Genomic DNA, 20267 nt, shown 5'->3' with positions numbered 1-20267 from the left:
GCTTGTGAACAGAGCGGCCTGATCAGGCCGTCTTTGCCACCGGTACTGTCCCGCCGAGCCACGTCGCGCAATCGGCAAGCGCCCGCTTGGCGATCAGCTGCCGCTTCATGATCGTCTTGTCCTTGCCGCGGAAACGCTTCACGCCCTCCGGCTTGACGATCGAGCCCGGCTCGAGTTCCGGGAACAGCCCGAAGTTGATGTTCATCGGCTGGAACGAGCGCTTGCCCGGTTCCTCGTCGTTGCTGATATGCCCGCCGGTGATATGGCCGAGCAGCGAGCCGAGCGCGGTCGTTGCCGGCGGCAGCGACACCGCTTCGCCCTTGCGTTCGGCAGCCGCGAAGCGGCCAGCGAGCAGGCCGACGCTGGCGCTTTCGACATAACCTTCGCAGCCGGTGATCTGGCCGGCGAAGCGCAGGCCCGGCCGCGACTTCAGCGTCAGCGAACCGTCGAGCAGCGTCGGCGAGTTGATATAGGTGTTGCGGTGCAGGCCGCCGAGACGCGCGAACTCGGCATTCTGCAAGCCCGGGATCATCTTGAGGATCTCGGTTTGCGCGCCGTATTTCAGCTTCGTCTGGAAGCCGACCATGTTGTAGAGCGTGCCGAGCGCATTGTCCTGGCGCAGCTGCACGACGGCATAAGCCTTGACGGTCGGGTTATGCGCATTCGTCAGCCCCATCGGCTTCATCGGCCCATGGCGCAGCGTCTCGCGGCCGCGTTCGGCCATGATCTCGATCGGCAGGCAGCCGTCGAAATAGGGCGTGCCTTCCCATTCTTTGAAACCGACCGTGTCGCCGGCGATCAGCGCGTCGACGAAGGCATTGTACTGCGCCTCGTCCATCGGGCAGTTGATGTAGTCCTTGCCCGTGCCGCCGGGGCCGACCTTGTCGTAGCGTGACTGATACCAGCAGATATCCATGTCGATGCTCTCGCGATAGACGATCGGCGCGATGGCGTCGAAGAAGGCGAGCGCATCGGCGCCGGTCTCGGCCTGAATGGCGCTCGCAAGCGACGGCGCCGTCAGCGGGCCGGTGGCGACGATCGCCAGATCCCACTCCTTCGGCGGAAGACCGGTGATCTCCTCGCGCACCACTGAAATCAGCGGATGATCGTGCACCGCGCGGGTGACGGCTTCCGAGAACCCGTCGCGATCGACAGCCAGCGCGCCGCCGGCCGGCACCTGGTGCTTGTCGGCGCAGGCCATGATCAGCGATCCCGCCATGCGCATTTCCGCATGGATGACGCCGACGGCATTGGCGGTCGCATCGTCCGAGCGGAACGAGTTGGAACAGACGAGCTCAGCCAGATGGTCAGTTTTGTGAGCATCGGTGCCGCGCACGCCGCGCATCTCGTGCAGGATGACGGGGACGCCGGCGTTTGCGATCTGCCACGCGGCTTCGGAGCCCGCGAGCCCGCCGCCGACGACGTGGATAGGAGAATAAGAAGAGGTCTGGGTCATGCGCGGCTGATTATCACGCCGCGCCATCACAGCAAACTGGATATTGTCAGCAAACTGGATATTGGCAGGAAACCGGATATTTGAGCAGCACCTGCTGCACCCCGGTCGCCCGCCATTCTCTAGAGATCAAGCTCCAGCCGCGCCTCGCCCTTGGCCGGAACCGCGCAACAGATCAAAGCCTCGTCCTCGCCAACCTCGGCCGTCGGCTCCCTGGTATAGGCAACCGCGCCCGCCAGCACCTTGGTCCGGCAGCTGCCGCAATTGCCGAGCCGGCAGCTGAACTCTGGCTGCAACCCGCGCGCCTCGGCAAGCTCCAGCAGCGTGCCGCCCTCAGGCTCCCACCGCGCTTCCTTGGCCGATTGCGTGAAATAGACAGGCACCGGCACATCCGCCGCCGCCCGAGCCTGCACCGGGGCAGCCTCGGCCGACACTTCACCCGATCGCGCAACCGATGCAACGCCGAACGCTTCGGCATGGATCCTGCTATCCGCGACGTTGAGACCACGCAGCCCGTCATAGACTGACTGCATGAAGCTAGGCGGACCGCAGAGGTAGAAGTCGTAATCGTTGAACGGCAGCACGGCGCGCAACAGCGCCATGTCGATCCGCCCCTGCGCCTCATAGTCTCGCCCCTCGACCGCGCCGGAGACATCACCAAGCAGCCGGACCAGCCTGACCGCCCCGCCGGATGCCGCGACAAGCGCCCCGATCTCATCGTCGAAGGCACGCTCGCCCTTGCTGTGCGCGGAATAGAACAGCCACACCGGCCGCATCCCGCGCTTGCGAAATCCTTCGTAGACGACATGCCTGAGCATGGCGAGCAGCGGTGTGATGCCGATGCCTGCCGCCAGCATCACCGCCGGCCTCGGCTCCGCCGCATCGATGCCGAACGTACCGCCAGGCGCACGCGCCTCGATGATATCGCCGACACTGATGTGGTCGTGTAGGTGACGCGAGACGACACCCTCCCGCTTGACGCTGATGCGGTACTTGTTGTCGGACGGCGCGACAGACAGCGTATAGGTCCTAATCAGCGGCCGATCCTCGCCGGGGACAGTCACGCGTATCGGCAGATATTGCCCGGCCGCATGCGCGATCAGCCCGCCACCATCGACAGGCTCCAGGTGGAACGAGCGGATGCCGGCACTCTCATCGACGATCCGTGCCACCCGCAACGGCCGCCAGCGGCTCGCCATCTCGGCGGCGCTGATGCGCCCGGCCGCCGACTTCCAATCGCCGGTCATCAGCGCGTTCGGCGATTGCCCGTCGGCGCGCGAATTCCACCGAAGCGGCAGCGCATCCGCCCGGTAGACGACACGACGCGGGCGGAAGCGCCACAGACGCTCCGCACCCTGGAAGGCGGCGATCTCCGGCGAATCCAGAACGACTTCGGCATCACCCGACAATTGCAGCAGGTCTCCGCTGTCGAAATCGACGAAGACAAGCCCGGCGCGGCCATTGATGAGAATATTGCCGAGCGTATTGAAGAACAGATTGCCGGCGAAGTCGGGGATCGTCAGAACCCCATCCTCGCCGATCCGCACGAAGCCCGGCTTGCCGCCCCGGTGCGAAACATCCACCTGCCGCTCGCCATCGTCACGATCGGCATAGGAAGCGACGAAGAACGTGTCCGACTTCGAGATCAGCGCCATCGCCCGCGCATCCAGCTCCTCCGAAACGACGGGCGGCACGGCCGAGGAGAGTTCAGGCTCGCGGCTGAAGCCGAAATCGCGCAGCTGGATGTATTGCGGGCAGTTGCCGTAGGACTGGCCGACGGTGACATCGAAGCGATCCGCCGCGTTGCGTGCGATCGTGCCGTTCAGCCGGTTGCGCCGGCGCGTCTGCAGCTCGATCCCGAGCATGCCAATCGCGTCGCCATCCTCCATCCCCCGATCGGCCGGATCGCCGGGCTCGCGGGCAAGCTTGACGCTCAGCGTGTGCACATCCGGGCTGTCGAGGAAACCAGGATAGTTCGCCCGCAGCGTCGCCCAGGCGTCGCCATCGGCGTCCACCGTGCCGAGCACGATGAAGGGCAGCTGCGGGTAGAACTGGCGGTGCTGGTCGATCAGGTGGTCGCGCAGCACGCGCGCGCCCACATCCTTCATGCGCGCCGCGACGCCGGCCTTTTCCTGCAGGGCAATCTCCCCGTCATGCCACGGGGAAGGCTTTTCCGTCTGCTTCAATGCAAGCATGACATTCTCCTTCGTGGGTTTGTGAGGATCGGCGCCGCCGCGTGGCCTGTCTCAGGCCGCGTCGGGAATGCCGATCGCCGTCTTCTGGAATGGCCGGAAGCCGGGCAGCGCTTCCATGCGCTTCAGCCAGGCGCTGACATTGCCGTAGCGGAAGCGATCGACGTTCCCCTCCGGCGCGCGGGCGATGTAACTGTAGAGTGCAACGTCGGCGATCGTCGGCCGATCCACGGCGATCCATGCCTTGCCGGCCAGCTCCGCATCGATCAGCGCCAGAATGCGGTGCGCGCGTCCGATCACCTCTTCGGTGTCGAAGCTTGCGCCGAACACCGTCACCAGCCGCGCGGCGGCCGGGCCATAGGCGATTTCGCCCGCAGCCACCGAAAGCCAGCGCTGCACGGCAGCTGCGCCCACGGCATCCTCAGGCAGCCAGTCCGGTGCATGTTTCTTGGCAAGATAGACCAGGATCGCATTCGAATCCGCAAGCACCAGCCCGTTATCATCGAGCACAGGGATCTGCCCGAACGGGTTGAGCGCCAGGAAGGCAGGCTTCTTGTGCTCGCCACCTGCAAGATCGATGTCGACAATCTCGGCGTCGATCCCGGCAAGCGAGATGAACAGAAAGGCGCGGTGGGCGTGACCCGAAAGTGGGTGCGAGTAGAGCTTCATGGAACTGGTCTCCGTTGATATTGCCCGGAAGAATAATTGTTCCTGATTTCGTATGGAATTTCGATTATGAGAAAGGGACTGTTTCTTTGGATGGAATAAAAGCGGCGATATGGATCGGCTTCAATGCATGAAAGTCCTGGTGCGGGTTTCCGAGACGGCAAGCTTTGCGGAAGCGGCGCGCCAACTGCACATGAGCCCGCCAGCCGTCACCCGTGCGGTGGCCTTTCTGGAGGACGCCACCGGCGCGCGCCTCTTCGTGCGGTCGACGCGATCGGTCAACCTGACCGAAGCCGGCCGACGCTATGCCGATGATTGCAAACGCATTCTGGCGGAGATCGACGAAGCCGAGGCCTCCGCCGGCGGCTCGCACGCGACGCCATCAGGCATGCTGACGATCACCGCGCCGGTGCAGTTCGGGCAGCTGCATATCATGCCTGTCATGACCGAGTTTCTCGATATCCATAAGGGCGTGACCGGCCGTGTGCTCCTGTTCGACAGGATCGTCAGCCTGGTGGAGGAGGGGATCGACGTCGCGATCCGCATCGGCCGCCTGCAGGATTCCGACCAGACCGCGATCAAGGTAGGCAGCGTCCGCCGCGTCGTCTGCGGCGCGCCCTCCTATTTCGAACACCACGGCGAACCGAAGACACCCGCCGATCTCGCCAACCACGCCACGATCGTCAACACCGGCTCGTCCGCACCGCTCGACTGGCACTTCGCCCCCGACGGCGCCGCCGCAACGCTCCATCCGCGCCTCTATTGCAACACGGTCGACGCCGCGATCGCCGCCTCGATCACCGGCTGGGGACTATCCCGCCCGCTCTCCTATCAAGTCAGCCGGTACGTCGCCGCGGGCCAGCTGCGTCTGACGCTCGAAGATTACGAGGAACCGCCGCTGCCGATCCACGTGGTCCATGCCGAGGGCCGCCACGTCTCGGCCAAGACAAGGGCATTCGTGGACTTCGCGGTGGGGAAATTGCGGGCGTTGGCGATGTAGGTGAACAATGAACTGCGATGATCCAATCGCCGCTAGGTCTCAGGAAGGGCCCCAGTAATAGCAGTAGTCCTCATCCTCACCGATGTACTCCCAGACGCCGGCGTCATCGATCTCGAGATCGTTGCAGGCTGAAGATGGGCCCGCATTGAAAGTTGCCTTTGGCGCCGTATGCGCCTTCGCACGAATGCGCCGGCCCATGATCATTGGCGGCCTGGCGCGTCCATCGGCGCCTGGAGGGATTTCGGAATGGCAATGAATGCAGCGAGTAGCGGCGACTTTGATCTCTTCCTTGCAGATCGGGCAGGCACGAGTTTTAGCATTGGGGTCAGCCATCACGTTGTCCTTAGGAAAGTTGATCGGAAGCACTTGGATGCACTGGGGGATCGGGGATGCAGTTCGGCTATGGGCGAGCCATGCCCGTGAATGCTGTAATGAGCTATTGCGCGCGCCGGCCCGCATTTTGGCCGGGTGCGCGGCATACTTTATTCGGCAGTTGTGTATTAGGCAATCGTGATATTGAGGCGGTACGACCGGGCCGCCGACAAAGGAAAAGCCCGGTGCGGACTAATCCGACGCCGGGCTTCTGACGGATCGCATAGGGCGATGCATCCGTGGCAAGGTGGATTTCAAACCTTGCATCGAGATAACTGGTAGGAGCCAAGATGGTTCCAGAGAGTTGGAAGCAAACCGCTTATCAGTCTCAAACTGCGACCAAATCGACCATATTAGGTCAAGAAAATTATGACACGGCTTATGTAAAAATAACTAATAGGAAATAAAATCAATAACTTAAAACGCGAAAACGGCGCCGTGAAGGCGCCGTTTTGGGTACTTCAGGCGTTCCGCTATTAGCGGAAAGCGCGCGAAGCGATGTTGTGGATCTGGTAGCGGCTTACGCCGATGTCAGCCAGAGCCTGGTTGGAGAGGCTGCCGAGTTCGCTCAGGGTACGGCGATAGCTAATCCAGCTCTTTGCAATGCGGATCGGGTTCATGGGGTAATTCCTCAAGATCAGTTCAGTGAGCGGCGCGATTGCCGTCTCAGTGGTTGACGCTGATATAGGTGATCCCGGTCATATTGTGCAGTGCATTTATTAGGCTCCTGCCATGCAATTGTGCAGTACGATGCACAGATAAAGCGCAACTGTCACTTTTTGAGCAGGCGGAGTATCGGGCTGTGGCGCAACCCAGGCGTTAATGAGACGTTAAGACAAAAGAAAACGCCCGTTGCCTGGTGGCAGCGGGCGTCTTGGTGAGGCGATCGGCTTGGGAGGAAGCGAACCGCCCTGAGATCAGCGAAGATATTAGCGAACGGCGTCGCGAGCAACGCGCTGGATGTCGGCGCGGTCGATGCCGAGGTCGTGCAATTCGCGGTTGGTCATGCGGCCGAGTTCGGTAACCGTCTGACGATACTTGCGCCAGTTGTTGAAAGAGCGAGAAATGTTCATGTCGATCCCCTTTCCGAGGGCTTGCGTCTGCCAGCTGCCGCCTATCGGCGCTGACCTCTATTTGATGAGCTGAATATATATTGCACTGCGAAGAGCTAACAGAGACAAGAATTCAACGCACATATGCGCGCGCTGCATTTCTCAAGCTGTAAACCGCACGATTTGGCCACGTTCTGGTCAATCAATAGGCAAAATGAGCAATCCAGCGGCGTCGGCGCGCATGAGCCGCCCTGCGGAGGATAAAAACGAAGACGCCCACCCGATGCGCAATCCGATGGGCGTCCATACGTATGACCGGCAACTGGGAGGAGGATGTTGCAGGTCGATCGGGTTGTTTGGAGGGGAGGATAGATCCAAATCCCGATCATGTCGGCGGAAATCATATCCGAAGGCGTCCGGTAATCCGGTCCGGGTACATCCCGGCTGCGCGCATGCTCAATGGTTTTGAGTAAGAGTGCGATGCAGTATCTTAGCCGTCTCCATGCGCAATATGCATGGCATGACGTAGCGTAAGAGCAAAGTCTTGCCGGGCGATTAACAGCTCCTCCGAAAGGTCCGTGCCGAAAGGGTCTGTGAAGGAAATAACAAGGAGCCGTTTCCTCAATCGCCAAACCGCGTCTATAAGGTTGAAAATGAGGCGCGCCGGAGGGCTGTTTGCGCGCGATTTGCGGGGTAGGGCATGTATCGCGGACGTCTGGAGAGGGATTTGTCGCTGTGGGTCGGCAAGGGGTTGCTCACCGAGCAGACCGCCGAGGCCCTGCTCAAGGAATATGATGGGCGTCCGGCAAGCTTCAGCCTCGGCAATGTGCTGATGATCCTCGCCGCCATCCTGCTCGGCGCCGCCATTCTTCTGGTGGTCGCGTCCAATTGGGAGGCGATACCGCGTCTGGTCAGGATGTTCTTCATCCTCGCACTGATCTGGTCCGTCCATCTCGGCGCCGGCGCAGCTCTCGTCCGTGGCCAGATCGCCGCCGCCAACGCGCTGCTCGTCATCGGCACGCTCACCTTCGGCGGCGCCATCTCGCTGGTCGGGCAGATGTATCATCTGTCGGGCGATGAGCAGACGGTCATGTATCTCTGGTTCGCCATGGCGGTGGTGTCGGCCGTGCTGTTCCGCTCGGGCGTGGTGTCGGGCGTGGCGGGCTTTCTTTCCTGGGGCAGCTTCGGCCTTTATCTCAGCGGCTCCGACATGCGCCTGATGACGCTCGATTCATGGGCAGCACCCGTCATGGCGGCAATCGTCGTGGCCTTGGTGCGCTACACTGGCGCCGGCCGCGTGCGCCATCTCGCCTACCTGTTGCTGCTTGGCTGGCTCGCCTGGCTCTACACGCTGAATTCCGACCTGTGGCTGGCGCTGATCTATGTCATCGGCGGCATGGCGGTCTTCGTGCTGGTCAGCCTGCCGGTGGCGCGCCTGTCCTCGCTGATCAGGGGTGCCGGTGCCGCACCTGCCTTCTATTCCTTCCTGCTTGCCGTCATCGGCCTGTTCCTGTTGCATGTCGAGCTCGATGCCAGCAAATGGGTTCTCCCGCTCGGCATCGTGACACTCGCCGCCTCCGTGCTGGCGATCGCGTTGCAGGGTCGCGACAACGGCGCAGTCCGCTATCTGGCCTACACCGTCTTCGCGGTCGAAATTCTCTATCTCGGCTCGGTGACGGTTGGTTCGATCCTCGGCACCTCGGGGCTCTTCCTCTGCTCCGGCCTCTTCGTCGCCGCCGTGGCCTGGATTGTCATCCGTCTCGAACGACGATTTGCCGGCAAGGCCAGGGAGGCGGTCCAATGAGCATATTCTCCTTCAAGGGCTATTCGAAGCGCCGCTGCGTCACCGCTGCCGTCACCGTAGCGTTGCTGCAGACGGCCGTGCTCGGCTATATCGTCCAGAGCCGCGCGTCCGTCTTGCGCAATGGAACGCAGGTTCTGTTGAAGACGGCGCCCGTCGATCCGCGCGACTTCCTGCGCGGCGATTACGTGGTACTGAACTACGACATCTCCTCCGTGCCCGTCTCCTCGATATCAGGCGCCATGCCGAAGGAGGCCGCCGAGCGCAGCCTCTGGGTGCGCATCAAGCCGGGCGAGGGTGGTTTCTGGCAGATCGCCGAATCATCCTTCGACAAGCTCCCGCAGGCGGAAGGTTCCGCCGTGCTCCACACCCAGCCCTTCTATAGCTACGGCGAGACGTCTCAGGCCGAAACCATCCGCGTCGAATACGGGATAGAGCGCTATTACGTTCCGGAAGGTGCCGGACATGCGCTGGAAGAGGCGCGCCGCGATGGGCAGGTGTCGATCGCTGCAAGCGTTGGCGCCAATGGCATGGCGCAGATCAAAAGCCTGCTGGTGGACGGCAAGCCGGCCTATGAGGAGCCGCTTTACTGAGTTTGGCCGGTTGCGGGCGCAAGTCCGCGCGGCGGCGGGAAAAATCGCTGTCATTTGACCTTCATTTTTCCTTTGCCTCCTCCAAATCGGGTGATATAGAGACGCCGCGCTCCGGAAGGCCTCATGTGCAGGCATATGCATGCGGTTTTTGAGAACGCGGGTATGGTGAAATTGGTAGACACGCCAGATTTAGGTTCTGGTGCCGCAAGGCGTGGGAGTTCAAGTCTCTCTACCCGCACCAAAGCTGGCTTGCAGGCGAGGGACCGAAAACGGTGCCCCTCGATTGCCCGGAGCCAAGCGCCGTTCCGCTCACGCAGAACGAAGAAGAATTGAGAACAAGCCACGCCCGGCACTTTCCGGCGTCGTGCTCATCGAAACGAACGGCGTCTGGGCACGGCCGCCACGAATTGAAGGTAGGAAGACATGCAGGTTATCGAAACGCTCGCTGAAGGGCTGAAGCGCGAAATCAAGGTCGTAATCCCGGCCAAGGACATGGAAACCAAGATGAACGAGCGTCTTGCCGACGTGAAGGACAAGGTCCGGATCAACGGCTTCCGTCCGGGCAAGGTTCCGGCCGCTCACCTCAAGAAGGTTTACGGCAAGTCCATCATGGCCGACCTCGTCAACGAGATCGTCCGCGAACAGCCGACCTCCATTCTCGCCGAGCGCGGCGAAAAGTCCGCCACGCAGCCTGAAATCGCGATGACGGAAGACAAGGACGAAGCAGAACTGATCCTGTCGGCTCAGAAGGATTTCGAGTTCACGCTCTCCTACGAAGTTCTGCCTCCGATCGAACTGAAGTCCGTCAAGGGCGTCAAGATCACCCGCGAAGTCGTTGATATCTCCGACGAGGAAGTCAACGAGCAGGTTCTCAAGGTCGCTGAAAGCGCCCGTTCCTACGAGACCAAGAAGGGCAAGGCCGCAGACGGCGACCGCATCACCATGGACTACGTCGGCAAGGTCGACGGCGTTGCCTTCGAAGGCGGCACCGACCAGGGCGCCGAACTGGTTCTCGGCTCGGGCCGTTTCATCCCCGGCTTCGAAGAACAGCTCGTCGGCACCAAGGCTGGCGACGAAAAGACCATCAACGTCACGTTCCCGGCTGACTACCCGGCCAAGAACCTCGCTGGCGCTGAAGCCACCTTCGACGTCACCGTCAAGGACGTTGCTGCTCCGGCCGACGTTGAAATCAACGACGAACTGGCTCAGAAGCTCGGCCTGGAATCGGCTGACCGCCTGAAGGAAATCGTTCGCGGCCAGATCGAATCGCAGTACGGCTCGATGACCCGCCAGAAGGTCAAGCGTCAGATCCTCGACCAGCTCGACGAAATGTACAAGTTCGAGACCCCGGCTTCGCTCGTCGACGCCGAGTACAACGGCATCTGGAACCAGGTCGCCAACGACCTCGCACAGTCCGGCAAGACCTTCGAAGACGAAGACACGACGGAAGAGCAGGCTCGCGAAGAGTACAAGAAGCTCGCTGAGCGCCGCGTCCGCCTCGGCCTCGTTCTCTCCGAAATCGGCGAAAAGGCCGGCGTCGAAGTGAGCGAAGACGAAATGCAGCGCGCCATCTACGAGCAGCTGCGTCAGTATCCGGGCCAGGAAAAGCAGATCCTCGAATTCTTCCGCAGCCAGCCGGGTGCGGCCGCTTCGATCCGCGCGCCGATCTTCGAAGAGAAGGTCATCGACCATCTGCTGACCGAACTCGACGTCACCGACAAGAAGGTTACCAAGGAAGAGCTGCTCGCCGACGAAGAAGGCGAAGGCTCCGAGAAGGAAGCCAAGAAGGCCGCTCCGAAGAAGAAGGCTGCTGCCAAGGCTGAAGCCGCTGAGGGCGAAGAAGCTGCTCCGAAGAAGAAGGCCGCTCCGAAGAAGAAGGCTTCCGAGGAAGGCGCCGAGTAATCTCCGGCCAATCTGGATTTTGATGAACCCCGCCTCGTGCGGGGTTTTTCATTTTGGGCGATGTTTCAGGGCAAGCTTTACGCGGGCAGGGCGCCGCATCCTCCCTCATTCCTGTGACAAGCACAGGAATGAGGGCGGGTGAGGGTGCATGCGCTTTCAGAAAAAAGGCCCGCGCTCAGCCCGCCCGATGCGCATGCGTGAGCTCGTTGACCTTCTTGATATGCGAGACCGCCGCCTGTCCGCCCGCCGTCTTGGTGAAGAGCTCGAGCGTCTCGTCCTCGTGGTCACCAACAGGTGTCAATGCCTGGTCCATATAGGTCCTGGCATTGTTGTCGCGTGAAATCATGAAGGCGGTGACCGCCAGCCGCGCGATCGTGCCGCCGAGTTTCAGATGCTTGCTGATCGTCTCGCCGATGAAGCGCGGCCAGAAGACCAGCGCGCTCTCGCGCGGCAGGTCGGGCCGGCGCTCCGAGGGATGCTTCAACCGCAATAGCCCGCTCTGCAGCGGATGCACGTTTTCAAGCGGCACGGTAGTCGCGAACGACACCAGCACTTTGACCAGCCGCGCCAGAGGCACGCCCGTCGCCACCGCCCGGCGCAGCAGCGTCCTCATATGCTCAGGCGAATAGTAGAGCGACCACGCCTCCTGATAGATGCTCTCCCATTCCTGCTTGCTCATCTTCGGATGCTCGGTGCAGACATGCTCGACATCGTAGATGTTGAGATCCGGATCCATCGCCACGCCCTTGCGGAACAGCGTCTGGTGATCTTCCGAGCCGGGCAGCGGGGTCAACACGAAGAACTCGATCACGTCGAGCGGCAACTCGTGCTGGATGATCGCGATATCGCGGCGGATCGACTCTGGCGTATCGGCCGGGAAGCCGAGAATGTAGCCGGCTAATGTCATGATGCCCTGCGCCTTCCAGGCGAGCAGCATCTTGCGGTATTCGGTGATCTTGTTCTGGTTCTTCTTCGCCGCCGTCAGATTGTCGGGGTTGACGTTCTCCAGCCCGATGAACACGCGGGTGACGCCGGCGCGCTTCGATTTCTCGATGAAATTCGGGATCTTGTGGCAGAGCGTATCGACCTGGATCATCAGGCCGAGCGGAATGCCATCCTTTTCACGCAGCTCAATCAGCCGATCGAAGATCGCTTCCCAATCCTTGTTGCGGGCGAAGTTGTCGTCGGTGATGAAGAACTTGTGGATGCCCTGCGCCCAGTTCATCCGCACCAGCTTCTCGACATCATCGGCTGTGCGGAAACGCGACTTGCGACCCTGCACGTTGATGATGGTGCAGAAGGAACACTGGTAGGGACAGCCGCGCCCGGCGTCGAAACTGGTGCTCAAGCCCAGCGTCTGCGCGACATTGACCTTCGGCAGGAACGGAACCGCAGCACCCTCGATGCTCGGCAGGTCGTTCATGAAATTGTAGAGCGGCGCCAGCGTACCCGATGCGGCGTCCTGCAGCACCTTGTCCAGCCGCCCCTCGACTTCGCCCGCGAACATCGAGATGCCCATCTCGCGGCATTCGTCGAGCCCCACGGCATGGCCGTCGAGCATCGAGAGACATCCCGACACATGAAAACCGCCCATCGCCACCGGAATTCCGGCATCGCGGAAGGGCCGGGCGATGTCGAGCGCGCGCGGATACTGGTTCGATTGCACGCCGACCAGCGCGACCATGCCGAAATTGCCGTTGGCTTTCAGCTGCCGCAGCAATGCTGAGGTGTTCACCCGCGTATTGGTCTCGTCGATGACAGTGATGTCGATGCCGACACCGGGTCCGAGCACCCGCCGCTCGGCGCAATCGGCGGCAATTCCATAGAGCGCCGCCAGCGAATTGGACGGGATCATCGCCCGCCACCAGCGAATGACATAGCCATCGTCGTCATAGTGCGACGGCTTGATGAGGATGAGTTGAAAATTCCGGTCAGACGTCTCGGATTGTTCGCGCACGTTCACTCACTGGTAAGAGAGAACCCCCACCAGCGACGCTACCAGAGACTGCGGATTATACAAGGGACGCTTTTGCGACGTCGACACGCCCAAGATCGGGCGCATCCTATGTGTCTAAGCTATTGTTTCGGCTGTCATATCAGTGTCGTGATTGCAGCGTCGGACGCTTTGTCCGCGCGATCACAATTCCGACTTGATATCGCCCATCCGGTTCCAGGCATCGAGGCCGGCGATCTTGTAGGCTTCGGCGAGAGTCGGGTAGTTAAACGTGTTCTCGACGAAATACTCGACCGTTCCCTTGAGGTTGAGCACGGCCTGGCCGATATGCACCAGCTCCGTCGCGCCTTCGCCGACGATGTGGACGCCGAGCAGGCGGCGCGTCTTGAGCGAGAAGATCAGCTTCAGGAGACCGGTATCGAGGCCCATGATATGGCCGCGCGAGGTCTCGCGGAAACGGGCGATGCCGCATTCATAGGGAATGCCGCGTTCCTTCATCTCTTCTTCCGTCAGGCCGCAGGTCGAAATCTCCGGTACGGCGTAGATCCCGTAGGGGAAGTATTTCGGCGGCTCCTTGGCGACGGCGCCGACGGCGACGCGCGCCGCGATGCGGCCCTGTTCCATCGAGGTCGACGCCAGGCTCGGGAAGCCTACGACGTCGCCCGCCGCGTAAATGCCGGGCACTGAGGTCTCGAACGTCTCGGGATTGACCTTCAGGCGGCCACGGTTGTCGGCCTCGAGGCCCGCCGCCTTCAGGTTCAGCGCATCGGTGGCGCCCATGCGGCCGGCCGCGAAGAGAACCATGTCTGTCACCAGCCGGCGACCATTGTCGAGAATGAGCTCGACCTTGCCGTCATCGAGCTTGGTGACCTTCTCCGCCTTGGTGCCGAGCATGATCTTCATGTTGCGGTCGCGCAGCTGGTAGGTGAAATCCTCGACGATTTCCTTGTCGATGAAGTCGAGCATCGTCGACTTCGGGTCGATCAGCGTGACAGCGGTATCGAGCGCGCTGAAGATGGTGGCATATTCGATGCCGATAACGCCGGCGCCGATGACGACCATGGAGCGCGGCAGTTCCTCGATATCGAGAAGCTCGTCGCTGTCGAGAACCGTTCTGTTGTCGAAGGGGATATAGTCTGGACGGAACGGCTTGGTGCCGACGGCAAGCAGGATGCTGGCAGCCGAGACGCGCATGACTTCGCCGTCGTCCTTGACGATCTCGAGCGTCGAGGCGTCGATGAAGCTCGCCTTGCCGCGCAGGTGCTGCACGCGGTTGCGCGCGAACTGGTGCTCTAGCACCTCGACTTCATGATCGAGCGTGATCAGCAGGCGGCGGCGCAGGTCCTCGGCGCTGATCTCCTGCTTGACCCGGTAGGCCTTGCCGTAAAAGCCGCGCTCGCGCCAGCCGGAAAGGTTGAGCGCGGTCTCGCGCAGCGTCTTCGAGGGGATGGTGCCGGTATGGACGGAGACGCCGCCGACGCGCTTGCCCTGCTCGATGACGAGCACCTTCTTGCCGAGCTTGGCAGCCTGAATAGCACCACGGCGACCGGCCGGGCCGCTCCCCACAACAACGAGATCGTATTGAAACATGGAAGCGGGCCCCGGTTGAAAAGCTGGAATCATATTGCGACGCAAAATGGCGCGTTCACAGGTATCCGGTCAATGTTGCAGATTGATTTACGCCCGAATATTAGGAATGAGCGAGACGAAATAAGGGCGGCGGTGCCGGTGCTGCAGGATGGTTCGTCATAAAGACGGCCATCGACGATGAGAAAGAACAGGTCGCTCCAGAATAGCGGATCCGTCCTGCGCGGGGAAAATCGCGGCGGCGGCGATTTCAGATCAGCCGCAGCCCCTTGAGGCTGGCATGGCCATCCTTACCGATGATGATGTGGTCATGCACCGTGATCCCGAGCGGCTTGGCCGTATCGATGATCATCTTGGTCATGTCGATATCGGCGCGCGACGGTGTGGGGTCGCCGGACGGGTGGTTGTGGACCAGAATGATCGCGGTCGCCGAAAGCTCCAGCGCCCGGCGCACAACCTCGCGCGGATAGACCGGTGTGTGATCGACCGTGCCATGCCCCTGGACTTCGTCGGCGATCAGCGCGTTGCGCTTGTCGAGGAAGAGTATCCGGAACTGCTCGCGGGTCTCATGCGCCATGGCGGCGTGGCAGTATTCGATCACCGAGGACCACGACGACAGCACCTGCTTGCCGCGCAGCTCGCTCTTCAGCGTCCGGTGGGCGATGGTCGAGATCAGCTTCAGGTCCAGCGCCACCGCTTCGCCGACACCCTTCACCTCCTGCAGCAGCGCGATCGGTGCGCCGAAGACGGCGGCGAGCGAGCCGAAGCGCTCCAGCAGCGCCTTGGCGATCGGCTTCGTATCGCGCCGCGGGATCAGCCGGAACAGCATCAGCTCCAGCATCTCGTAATCGGCAAGCGCGGTATCGCCATGATCGCGGAAGCGCTGGCGCAGCCGCTCGCGGTGGCCGTGGTAGTGTTCTTCCTTGGCAGGCGAGGGCCGGAGCGCGGCGGGCTTGCCGGCCTGTTCGGCGAAGAAGGACCGCTCGTCCATGCCATCGTCCTCATCCGCCGCGAAAGGCAGCTCCAGGTCTTCGGAATGGGGAACCGGTCCTTTTGCCATCAGCGGCTCATTTTGTGAGGGGTGGCAGGCCCGGGCGGTCGAGCCCGCCGGGCGACAGCGTGAAGATCTCGCAGCCATCGGCGGTGACGCCGACCGTGTGCTCGTATTGCGCCGACAGCGACCGGTCGCGGGTGACGGCCGTCCAGCCATCGGCGAGCACCTTCACATGCGGGCGGCCGAGATTGATCATCGGCTCGATCGTGAAGATCATGCCCTCGCGCAGCTCCGGCCCTTCGCTGGCGCGGCCGTAATGCAGGATATTCGGGCTGTCGTGAAACAGCGCGCCGACCCCATGGCCGCAGAAGTCGCGCACGACGGAGCAGCGCTCGGCCTCGGCATAGGTCTGGATCGCCTCGCCGATGGCGCCGGTGCGGGCACCGGGGCGCACGGCGGCGATCCCGCGCATCAGCGATTCATAGGTCACCTCGAGCAGCCGCTCGGCGGCGCGCTTGACCGTGCCGACCGTATACATGCGGCTGGAATCGCCATGCCAGCCATCGACCACATAGGTGACGTCGATATTGACGATATCGCCCTCGCGCAGCGGCTTGGCATCCGGGATGCCGTGGCACACGACATGGTTGATCGAGGTGCAGGTGGATTTCGTATAGCCGCGGTAATTGAGCGTCGCCGGAACGGCACCATTCTCAAGCCCGAAATCGAAGACGAAGCGATCGATCGCATCGGTCGTCACACCCGGCTTGACGATATCATCAAGCGCATCAAGACACCGGGCGGTGACCTGGCACGCCTTGCGCATGCCAGCAAAGGCATCGGCGCCGTAGAGCCTGATGGCGCCGGTATTCTTGGATGGCGCGGAGGAGGCTTCGATGTAGTTTACCATTGCGGGGGCCTTAGCGGAAATTGTCGTCATTCATAATGCAGCTATGCCGGGTTCGTCCATTGCGATCAATGGGGGAGGCGCATTTAAGCTATCACTCCCCTATCGCACGCTGCCATCTCATCGGCACTCGATCGAGCCACCCGGCGCCAGCAAGCCGGAAAACGAAAACGGCGCCCTTGCGGAGCGCCGTTCGCAGTCCTGCCGAGGCAGAAACCAGTATTAGTTGGCCGAGATGTTGACGGCCTTCGGGCCTTTGCCCATGCGATCCGGCTCGGTGTCGAAGGTAACCTGCTGGCCTTCGCGGAGCGACTGGATGCCGGAAGCCTGGAGAGCGGAGATGTGAACGAATACGTCCTTCGCACCGCCATCAGGAGTGATGAAACCAAAACCCTTGTCCTGGTTGAAGAATTTTACGACGCCTTTGGTGGCCATTGGGATAGGTCCTTTTCCCTGTAGTCTGTCTGGTATCCATCCCCCCGAGAGGAAATGGACGGCTTTCACTTTCGCGCTCCCTCATCTTAACTCAGAACGCGAAGGGTCAGTCGAGTAGTTCACGAACGGGGAAAGAACGTCTACGCGCGTGAAGGTCCCCCCACGCCGCCCCTCAAAGAAGGGCTCAGCCACATCAGTCCAGTCACCGGCATGCAAATGCCCGAGTACACAATTGGTGCCAGTAAACGGAGCAAAATGCAAGCGACATTATTCTGACACCAGCCGCTCCAAAGCGGGAATGGCCAAAGATTCAAACACTTGACGATTGGTAACGCTGAGCCGGTATCGCTGACCCATTCCGGGAATGCGTACCGAAACGGCACGTTCACATCCCCAATCCGTGCGAATGCCCAACCGTTGGGCGACTGCCCGCTAAACGCGAGCATAATTCCCGGTAGGCGCGAGTGCGATCAGCGGGCCGCGCCGGCGCTGAGCTTGTGCTGCACCATGTCGGCACTGCCACGGACATAGGAGAGGGCAGGCTTGCCGGCGGCATCGGCGGCGGCGTAGGCGATGATCGTCACGTCTTCCTCATAGGTCGAGACATAGAGCACCTGGGCCGGATTGACGTAGATCGTGTGATTGTGGGTGTTCTTGAAGCCGACGAATGCCATAAAAGTCTCCTACCTGCCGCCTGGAGAGATATGCCACGCGGGCGTTGACGCAAGTTTAACGCGATGTCGGCGGGCAGGGCGGGGCGCTGGGGGCGCTGGGGGCGCCGGGGGGCGGTGGCGATCGCGATCGCATCAGGGTGTGGCCTGCGCTTCCTCCTGCGGGTGCTCGAAGACCGGTGGCGCTTTCTCGGCGATAAGGGTAAGTGTCTCATCAAGGCAGGCGAGCGCCCGGGCGTCGCCGGCAAGGCAATCACGGACGACCGACACCGTATGGCCGCGCAGGTCCGGCGGCAGGAGGTCAAGGAGCCGGAACATCGCGCCGTGCTCTCCATCGCGAGCATCGGCGCAGGCCATCCCGGCCCAGCCGAGATAGTCGGTGAAGCAGGGTGTGTATTCCGAGGGCAGCGTATGGACGCAGGCGAGCTTGCTTCCCTTGACGGCGATGCGCTGGCAGGCGCGAGCGCGGCGGCAGCGGTTGATCGGGCAGGTTAAGACCGGCATGGACAGCATCTCCGATGTCCTCGCCGCCAGCGCAACGATCAACTCGAGACCGAGGCGGTCCTTAAGGTCCTTGCCGGAATTATCATGAGGGTGCTGCGGCATTGCGGTCCTCTTCGGCTCCGGCGCGCGGCGATGCCGTCACGCGGCTGGTTTCACCCGTGGTTTGCTGGTTCAGGCTTCACTCGGACGGGGCGCTGGAAATCACCTCGATAGAGTAAAAAATATGGTGCCTTCCAGCACCCCGTTCGGCGGTTTATGAACGCAACTCCGGTCTCTCTGCCTTCTCGCCCAACTTCGCGACGAGACCATGTGTGCCTCACAGGCACGTCCGGGCTCAACTCGGGGCCGTCTAGCGACGGAACCCGCCGTCACCGGAGGGAGACCATTTTCTGCGAACCCCGGATGAGAGAGCTTGCGTCCTCCTCAAACACCCAGCGCCGACCCCACCTCGCCGGCACGCCTGCCGGTGTATCCGTGGTGGGGTGAGGCGATGATGGCATGGGTGGGGAGGGTGGGGAAAATTTTTATATTTGTCGTATGCCTAGCGTTAAACGAAGCCAGGTTGCAGAAGCGACCTTCAAACTCTGTGGTTATTTAGACGCATCTTGCTTGGACCTGCCGGTTCGCTGTCCTGCCACAAACATCGCGTGGGTGGACGGAATGCCGAGAGCCTTCATTCGAGTGCCTTGATCGCCCGCGTTAAGCATTCGAGCTATTGAGGCTTCGTAGTCCAAAATTTGTTTGCTGACGAACTCGTCAAGCTGCTTGAACGGCTGGTCGTTAGTGCAGAAAGAAAATGCCTTCTGCCAGCCATATATTCTTTTGCCAATCGAATCTAACGTGCTAGTTCGCGAATTCTTTGAATTCAAAGGCTTTCCGGATTTAAGCGTTGCTCTTATCGCGGATTTCGAATCTGAAAGTGATGTGGTTATTGTCTCTTTGAGCCGAGCGATAGACCCTGCACTTGGAACACACCGTTTAGGTTGAATTGTGCATCCAAGAAAATTAATAGCGTTGCTGCTCTCGCCTCTAGCTGCTTTGTCGCTGCCTTTATCAGGGGCGTAAAGACCAAATCCAAAGGATCTTAAAGTCCTTTCGGCGTAGTCAATTGCGGCATCAAGCTCTGCCTCATTTTTTGCCACGATCAGGATGTCGTCGATGTAACGGGTCGCGGTAACCCCCATTCGGTTTAACTCGTGGTCCATCTCGTACAGGAGGACGTTACCAGAGAATGCCGAGAGAGACGAACCCTGCGCGACTCCAATTCCATTCTTTGGGAATAGATCGGCATATTTTTTTAGTTCGTCTCCGTTTGATAGATTGATTGCAAGCCCCATCGCAAAAAGGTCGGCTAACTGATCATCCTTCGTTTCAAGGCGAACGAAGTCGACAACCTGCCTTGTCGGTATCTTCGTAAAGAACGCCTTTATGTCGGACTGATAATAATACTTCCCACCAGAATCGATGGCGTTGCGGATAAGTTTGACTGCCGGTTCGACCCCACCATAAGGGTAGATTAGTCCACCAACGCCAAAACGAGATCGGTTAACGTCATTTATTCTGCCAAGGCGTTCATCTCGCCGCATCTCATATCGCGTATCTTGGCTCTGTGGATCGATTGCCACGCGCGGCTGCAAGATCTGTAGAATTGCTCTTTGCACCACTCGATTCTTCAATGTCGCAATTGCAATTGGGCGGGGATCTTTTCCTAATGCTATGCGCTTGCGAGCATCTTTCAGGACGCCGGTAACTGGATCAAAGCTAAAGCGATCCTGTCGAAGCTGATCGATAATACGGCGTAGGTGTCGTTGGTGAGCATGCTCAAATTCGGATGCAGCCCCACGGATCTCGTCGTTTTGAGACGAGAGAGCGCTCCGCTTGACATGACGCCAAGCCGAAAAAATGTTCTGTTCGGACCGTACTTCCCGAATTAGCGTGTTCATTCGTTCTCCGCTCGGGTCCCCTTACATACTGTCCCGACCGTTGACTGGCACCCATCCACTGCGCACGGCAGAGCCGCGACGACAGGCACCTAGGCCGCAAGTGCAACCTCGGCGTGGTCTCCGTGGCGCGCGATCCGCATGGACAGGTCCAGCTTCACGTCCGACGCCATGGCAACCATGGACGCTGCGGCGAATGCGAGGACGCACAAGCCGGTAATTCGACCCAGCGGGGTCAGTTTTT

18 protein-coding genes and 1 tRNA gene are annotated in these 20267 nt (G+C 61.0%); 5 read left to right on the top strand and 14 right to left on the bottom strand.

Features of this window, described 5'->3' with window-relative positions:
* Positions 1–22: 22 nt before the first annotated feature.
* From trmFO to D460_RS0118490, 3 genes are all read right to left on the bottom strand, one after another.
* Complete coding sequence (gene trmFO, locus D460_RS0118500; protein ID WP_018900068.1) at positions 23–1456, bottom strand: methylenetetrahydrofolate--tRNA-(uracil(54)-C(5))-methyltransferase (FADH(2)-oxidizing) TrmFO; 1434 nt, start codon at positions 1454–1456, stop codon at positions 23–25.
* A gap of 119 nt (positions 1457–1575) precedes the next feature.
* Positions 1576–3648, bottom strand: coding sequence for a pyridoxamine 5'-phosphate oxidase family protein (locus tag D460_RS0118495; protein WP_018900067.1), 2073 nt, complete (start codon positions 3646–3648; stop codon positions 1576–1578).
* A gap of 51 nt (positions 3649–3699) precedes the next feature.
* The gene (locus tag D460_RS0118490) at positions 3700–4314 is read right to left on the bottom strand and encodes a glutathione S-transferase (RefSeq protein ID WP_018900066.1); all 615 of its coding nucleotides are present in this window, start codon (positions 4312–4314) and stop codon (positions 3700–3702) included.
* Between the two features lie 109 nt (positions 4315–4423).
* On the opposite strand from D460_RS0118490, the gene D460_RS0118485 reads away from it, so the two are divergent.
* On the top strand, positions 4424–5311 hold the full coding sequence (locus tag D460_RS0118485; protein ID WP_026283290.1) for a LysR family transcriptional regulator: 888 nt from the start codon (positions 4424–4426) through the stop codon (positions 5309–5311).
* 39 nt (positions 5312–5350) lie between these two features.
* Here D460_RS0118485 and D460_RS36010 read toward each other — a convergent pair whose 3' ends face one another.
* The 3 genes from D460_RS36010 to D460_RS35210 form a co-directional block, all read right to left on the bottom strand.
* Entirely contained in the window at positions 5351–5644 is a 294-nt protein-coding gene (locus tag D460_RS36010; protein WP_155947784.1) for a hypothetical protein, read from the bottom strand.
* A 515-nt stretch (positions 5645–6159) separates the two neighbouring features.
* Complete coding sequence (locus D460_RS35215) at positions 6160–6303, bottom strand: DUF1127 domain-containing protein (protein WP_018900063.1); 144 nt, start codon at positions 6301–6303, stop codon at positions 6160–6162.
* Between the two features lie 309 nt (positions 6304–6612).
* Positions 6613–6756 carry a DUF1127 domain-containing protein gene (locus tag D460_RS35210; protein WP_018900062.1) on the bottom strand — a complete coding sequence of 48 codons (144 nt, stop codon included), beginning with the start codon at positions 6754–6756 and terminating at the stop codon, positions 6613–6615.
* A gap of 679 nt (positions 6757–7435) precedes the next feature.
* Here D460_RS35210 and D460_RS0118465 point away from each other — a divergent pair.
* From D460_RS0118465 to tig, 4 genes are all read left to right on the top strand, one after another.
* Positions 7436–8539 (top strand): DUF2157 domain-containing protein, encoded by a 1104-nt coding sequence (locus tag D460_RS0118465; protein WP_026283289.1) that lies wholly within the window; start codon positions 7436–7438, stop codon positions 8537–8539.
* The gene (locus D460_RS0118460) at positions 8536–9129 is read left to right on the top strand and encodes a GDYXXLXY domain-containing protein (RefSeq protein ID WP_018900060.1); all 594 of its coding nucleotides are present in this window, start codon (positions 8536–8538) and stop codon (positions 9127–9129) included. The genes D460_RS0118465 and D460_RS0118460 overlap by 4 nt, the downstream gene beginning before the upstream one ends.
* 156 nt (positions 9130–9285) lie before the next feature.
* Positions 9286–9370: transfer RNA gene (locus D460_RS0118455), tRNA-Leu, on the top strand.
* A 182-nt stretch (positions 9371–9552) separates the two neighbouring features.
* The gene (gene tig, locus D460_RS0118450; RefSeq protein WP_018900059.1) at positions 9553–11031 is read left to right on the top strand and encodes a trigger factor; all 1479 of its coding nucleotides are present in this window, start codon (positions 9553–9555) and stop codon (positions 11029–11031) included.
* 175 nt (positions 11032–11206) lie between these two features.
* Here tig and D460_RS0118445 read toward each other — a convergent pair whose 3' ends face one another.
* From D460_RS0118445 to D460_RS0118410, 8 genes are all read right to left on the bottom strand, one after another.
* Positions 11207–12988 (bottom strand): radical SAM protein, encoded by a 1782-nt coding sequence (locus D460_RS0118445; RefSeq protein ID WP_018900058.1) that lies wholly within the window; start codon positions 12986–12988, stop codon positions 11207–11209.
* A gap of 180 nt (positions 12989–13168) precedes the next feature.
* Positions 13169–14575 (bottom strand): Si-specific NAD(P)(+) transhydrogenase, encoded by a 1407-nt coding sequence (gene sthA, locus D460_RS0118440; protein WP_018900057.1) that lies wholly within the window; start codon positions 14573–14575, stop codon positions 13169–13171.
* A gap of 247 nt (positions 14576–14822) precedes the next feature.
* Entirely contained in the window at positions 14823–15632 is an 810-nt protein-coding gene (radC, locus tag D460_RS0118435; RefSeq protein WP_018900056.1) for a DNA repair protein RadC, read from the bottom strand.
* Positions 15633–15639: 7 nt separating this feature from the next.
* The gene (gene map / locus D460_RS0118430) at positions 15640–16476 is read right to left on the bottom strand and encodes a type I methionyl aminopeptidase (RefSeq protein WP_018900055.1); all 837 of its coding nucleotides are present in this window, start codon (positions 16474–16476) and stop codon (positions 15640–15642) included.
* 219 nt (positions 16477–16695) lie between these two features.
* The gene (locus D460_RS0118425; RefSeq protein ID WP_018900054.1) at positions 16696–16908 is read right to left on the bottom strand and encodes a cold-shock protein; all 213 of its coding nucleotides are present in this window, start codon (positions 16906–16908) and stop codon (positions 16696–16698) included.
* 470 nt (positions 16909–17378) lie between these two features.
* Complete coding sequence (locus D460_RS0118420; protein ID WP_018900053.1) at positions 17379–17582, bottom strand: hypothetical protein; 204 nt, start codon at positions 17580–17582, stop codon at positions 17379–17381.
* Between the two features lie 132 nt (positions 17583–17714).
* Complete coding sequence (locus tag D460_RS0118415; protein WP_018900052.1) at positions 17715–18185, bottom strand: hypothetical protein; 471 nt, start codon at positions 18183–18185, stop codon at positions 17715–17717.
* Positions 18186–18673: 488 nt separating this feature from the next.
* A complete protein-coding gene (locus tag D460_RS0118410; RefSeq protein WP_018900051.1) occupies positions 18674–20026 on the bottom strand; it encodes a reverse transcriptase domain-containing protein in 1353 nt (450 codons plus the stop codon).
* Positions 20027–20267 lie beyond the last annotated feature (241 nt).

The sequence above is a fragment of the Rhizobium sp. 2MFCol3.1 genome (genome assembly GCF_000377565.1).
In the GTDB taxonomy this organism is placed as follows: Bacteria; Pseudomonadota; Alphaproteobacteria; order Rhizobiales; family Rhizobiaceae; genus Rhizobium.
The sequence above is the reverse complement of the archived record's forward strand: the minus strand, read 5'-3'. Positions and strand labels throughout refer to the sequence as shown.

Bases quoted from the DNA above. Each gene is read 5' to 3' on its own strand.
- trmFO (WP_018900068.1), bottom strand. From the start codon at position 1,456: ATGACCCAGACCTCTTCTTATTCTCCTATCCACGTCGTCGGCGGCGGG.
- D460_RS0118495 (WP_018900067.1), bottom strand. From the start codon at position 3,648: ATGCTTGCATTGAAGCAGACGGAAAAGCCTTCCCCGTGGCATGACGGG.
- D460_RS0118490 (WP_018900066.1), bottom strand. From the start codon at position 4,314: ATGAAGCTCTACTCGCACCCACTTTCGGGTCACGCCCACCGCGCCTTT.
- D460_RS0118485 (WP_026283290.1), top strand. From the start codon at position 4,424: ATGGATCGGCTTCAATGCATGAAAGTCCTGGTGCGGGTTTCCGAGACG.
- D460_RS36010 (WP_155947784.1), bottom strand. From the start codon at position 5,644: ATGGCTGACCCCAATGCTAAAACTCGTGCCTGCCCGATCTGCAAGGAA.
- D460_RS35215 (WP_018900063.1), bottom strand. From the start codon at position 6,303: ATGAACCCGATCCGCATTGCAAAGAGCTGGATTAGCTATCGCCGTACC.
- D460_RS35210 (WP_018900062.1), bottom strand. From the start codon at position 6,756: ATGAACATTTCTCGCTCTTTCAACAACTGGCGCAAGTATCGTCAGACG.
- D460_RS0118465 (WP_026283289.1), top strand. From the start codon at position 7,436: ATGTATCGCGGACGTCTGGAGAGGGATTTGTCGCTGTGGGTCGGCAAG.
- D460_RS0118460 (WP_018900060.1), top strand. From the start codon at position 8,536: ATGAGCATATTCTCCTTCAAGGGCTATTCGAAGCGCCGCTGCGTCACC.
- tig (WP_018900059.1), top strand. From the start codon at position 9,553: ATGCAGGTTATCGAAACGCTCGCTGAAGGGCTGAAGCGCGAAATCAAG.
- sthA (WP_018900057.1), bottom strand. From the start codon at position 14,575: ATGTTTCAATACGATCTCGTTGTTGTGGGGAGCGGCCCGGCCGGTCGC.
- radC (WP_018900056.1), bottom strand. From the start codon at position 15,632: ATGGCAAAAGGACCGGTTCCCCATTCCGAAGACCTGGAGCTGCCTTTC.
- map (WP_018900055.1), bottom strand. From the start codon at position 16,476: ATGGTAAACTACATCGAAGCCTCCTCCGCGCCATCCAAGAATACCGGC.
- D460_RS0118425 (WP_018900054.1), bottom strand. From the start codon at position 16,908: ATGGCCACCAAAGGCGTCGTAAAATTCTTCAACCAGGACAAGGGTTTT.
- D460_RS0118420 (WP_018900053.1), bottom strand. From the start codon at position 17,582: ATGGCATTCGTCGGCTTCAAGAACACCCACAATCACACGATCTACGTC.
- D460_RS0118415 (WP_018900052.1), bottom strand. From the start codon at position 18,185: ATGCCGCAGCACCCTCATGATAATTCCGGCAAGGACCTTAAGGACCGC.
- D460_RS0118410 (WP_018900051.1), bottom strand. From the start codon at position 20,026: ATGAACACGCTAATTCGGGAAGTACGGTCCGAACAGAACATTTTTTCG.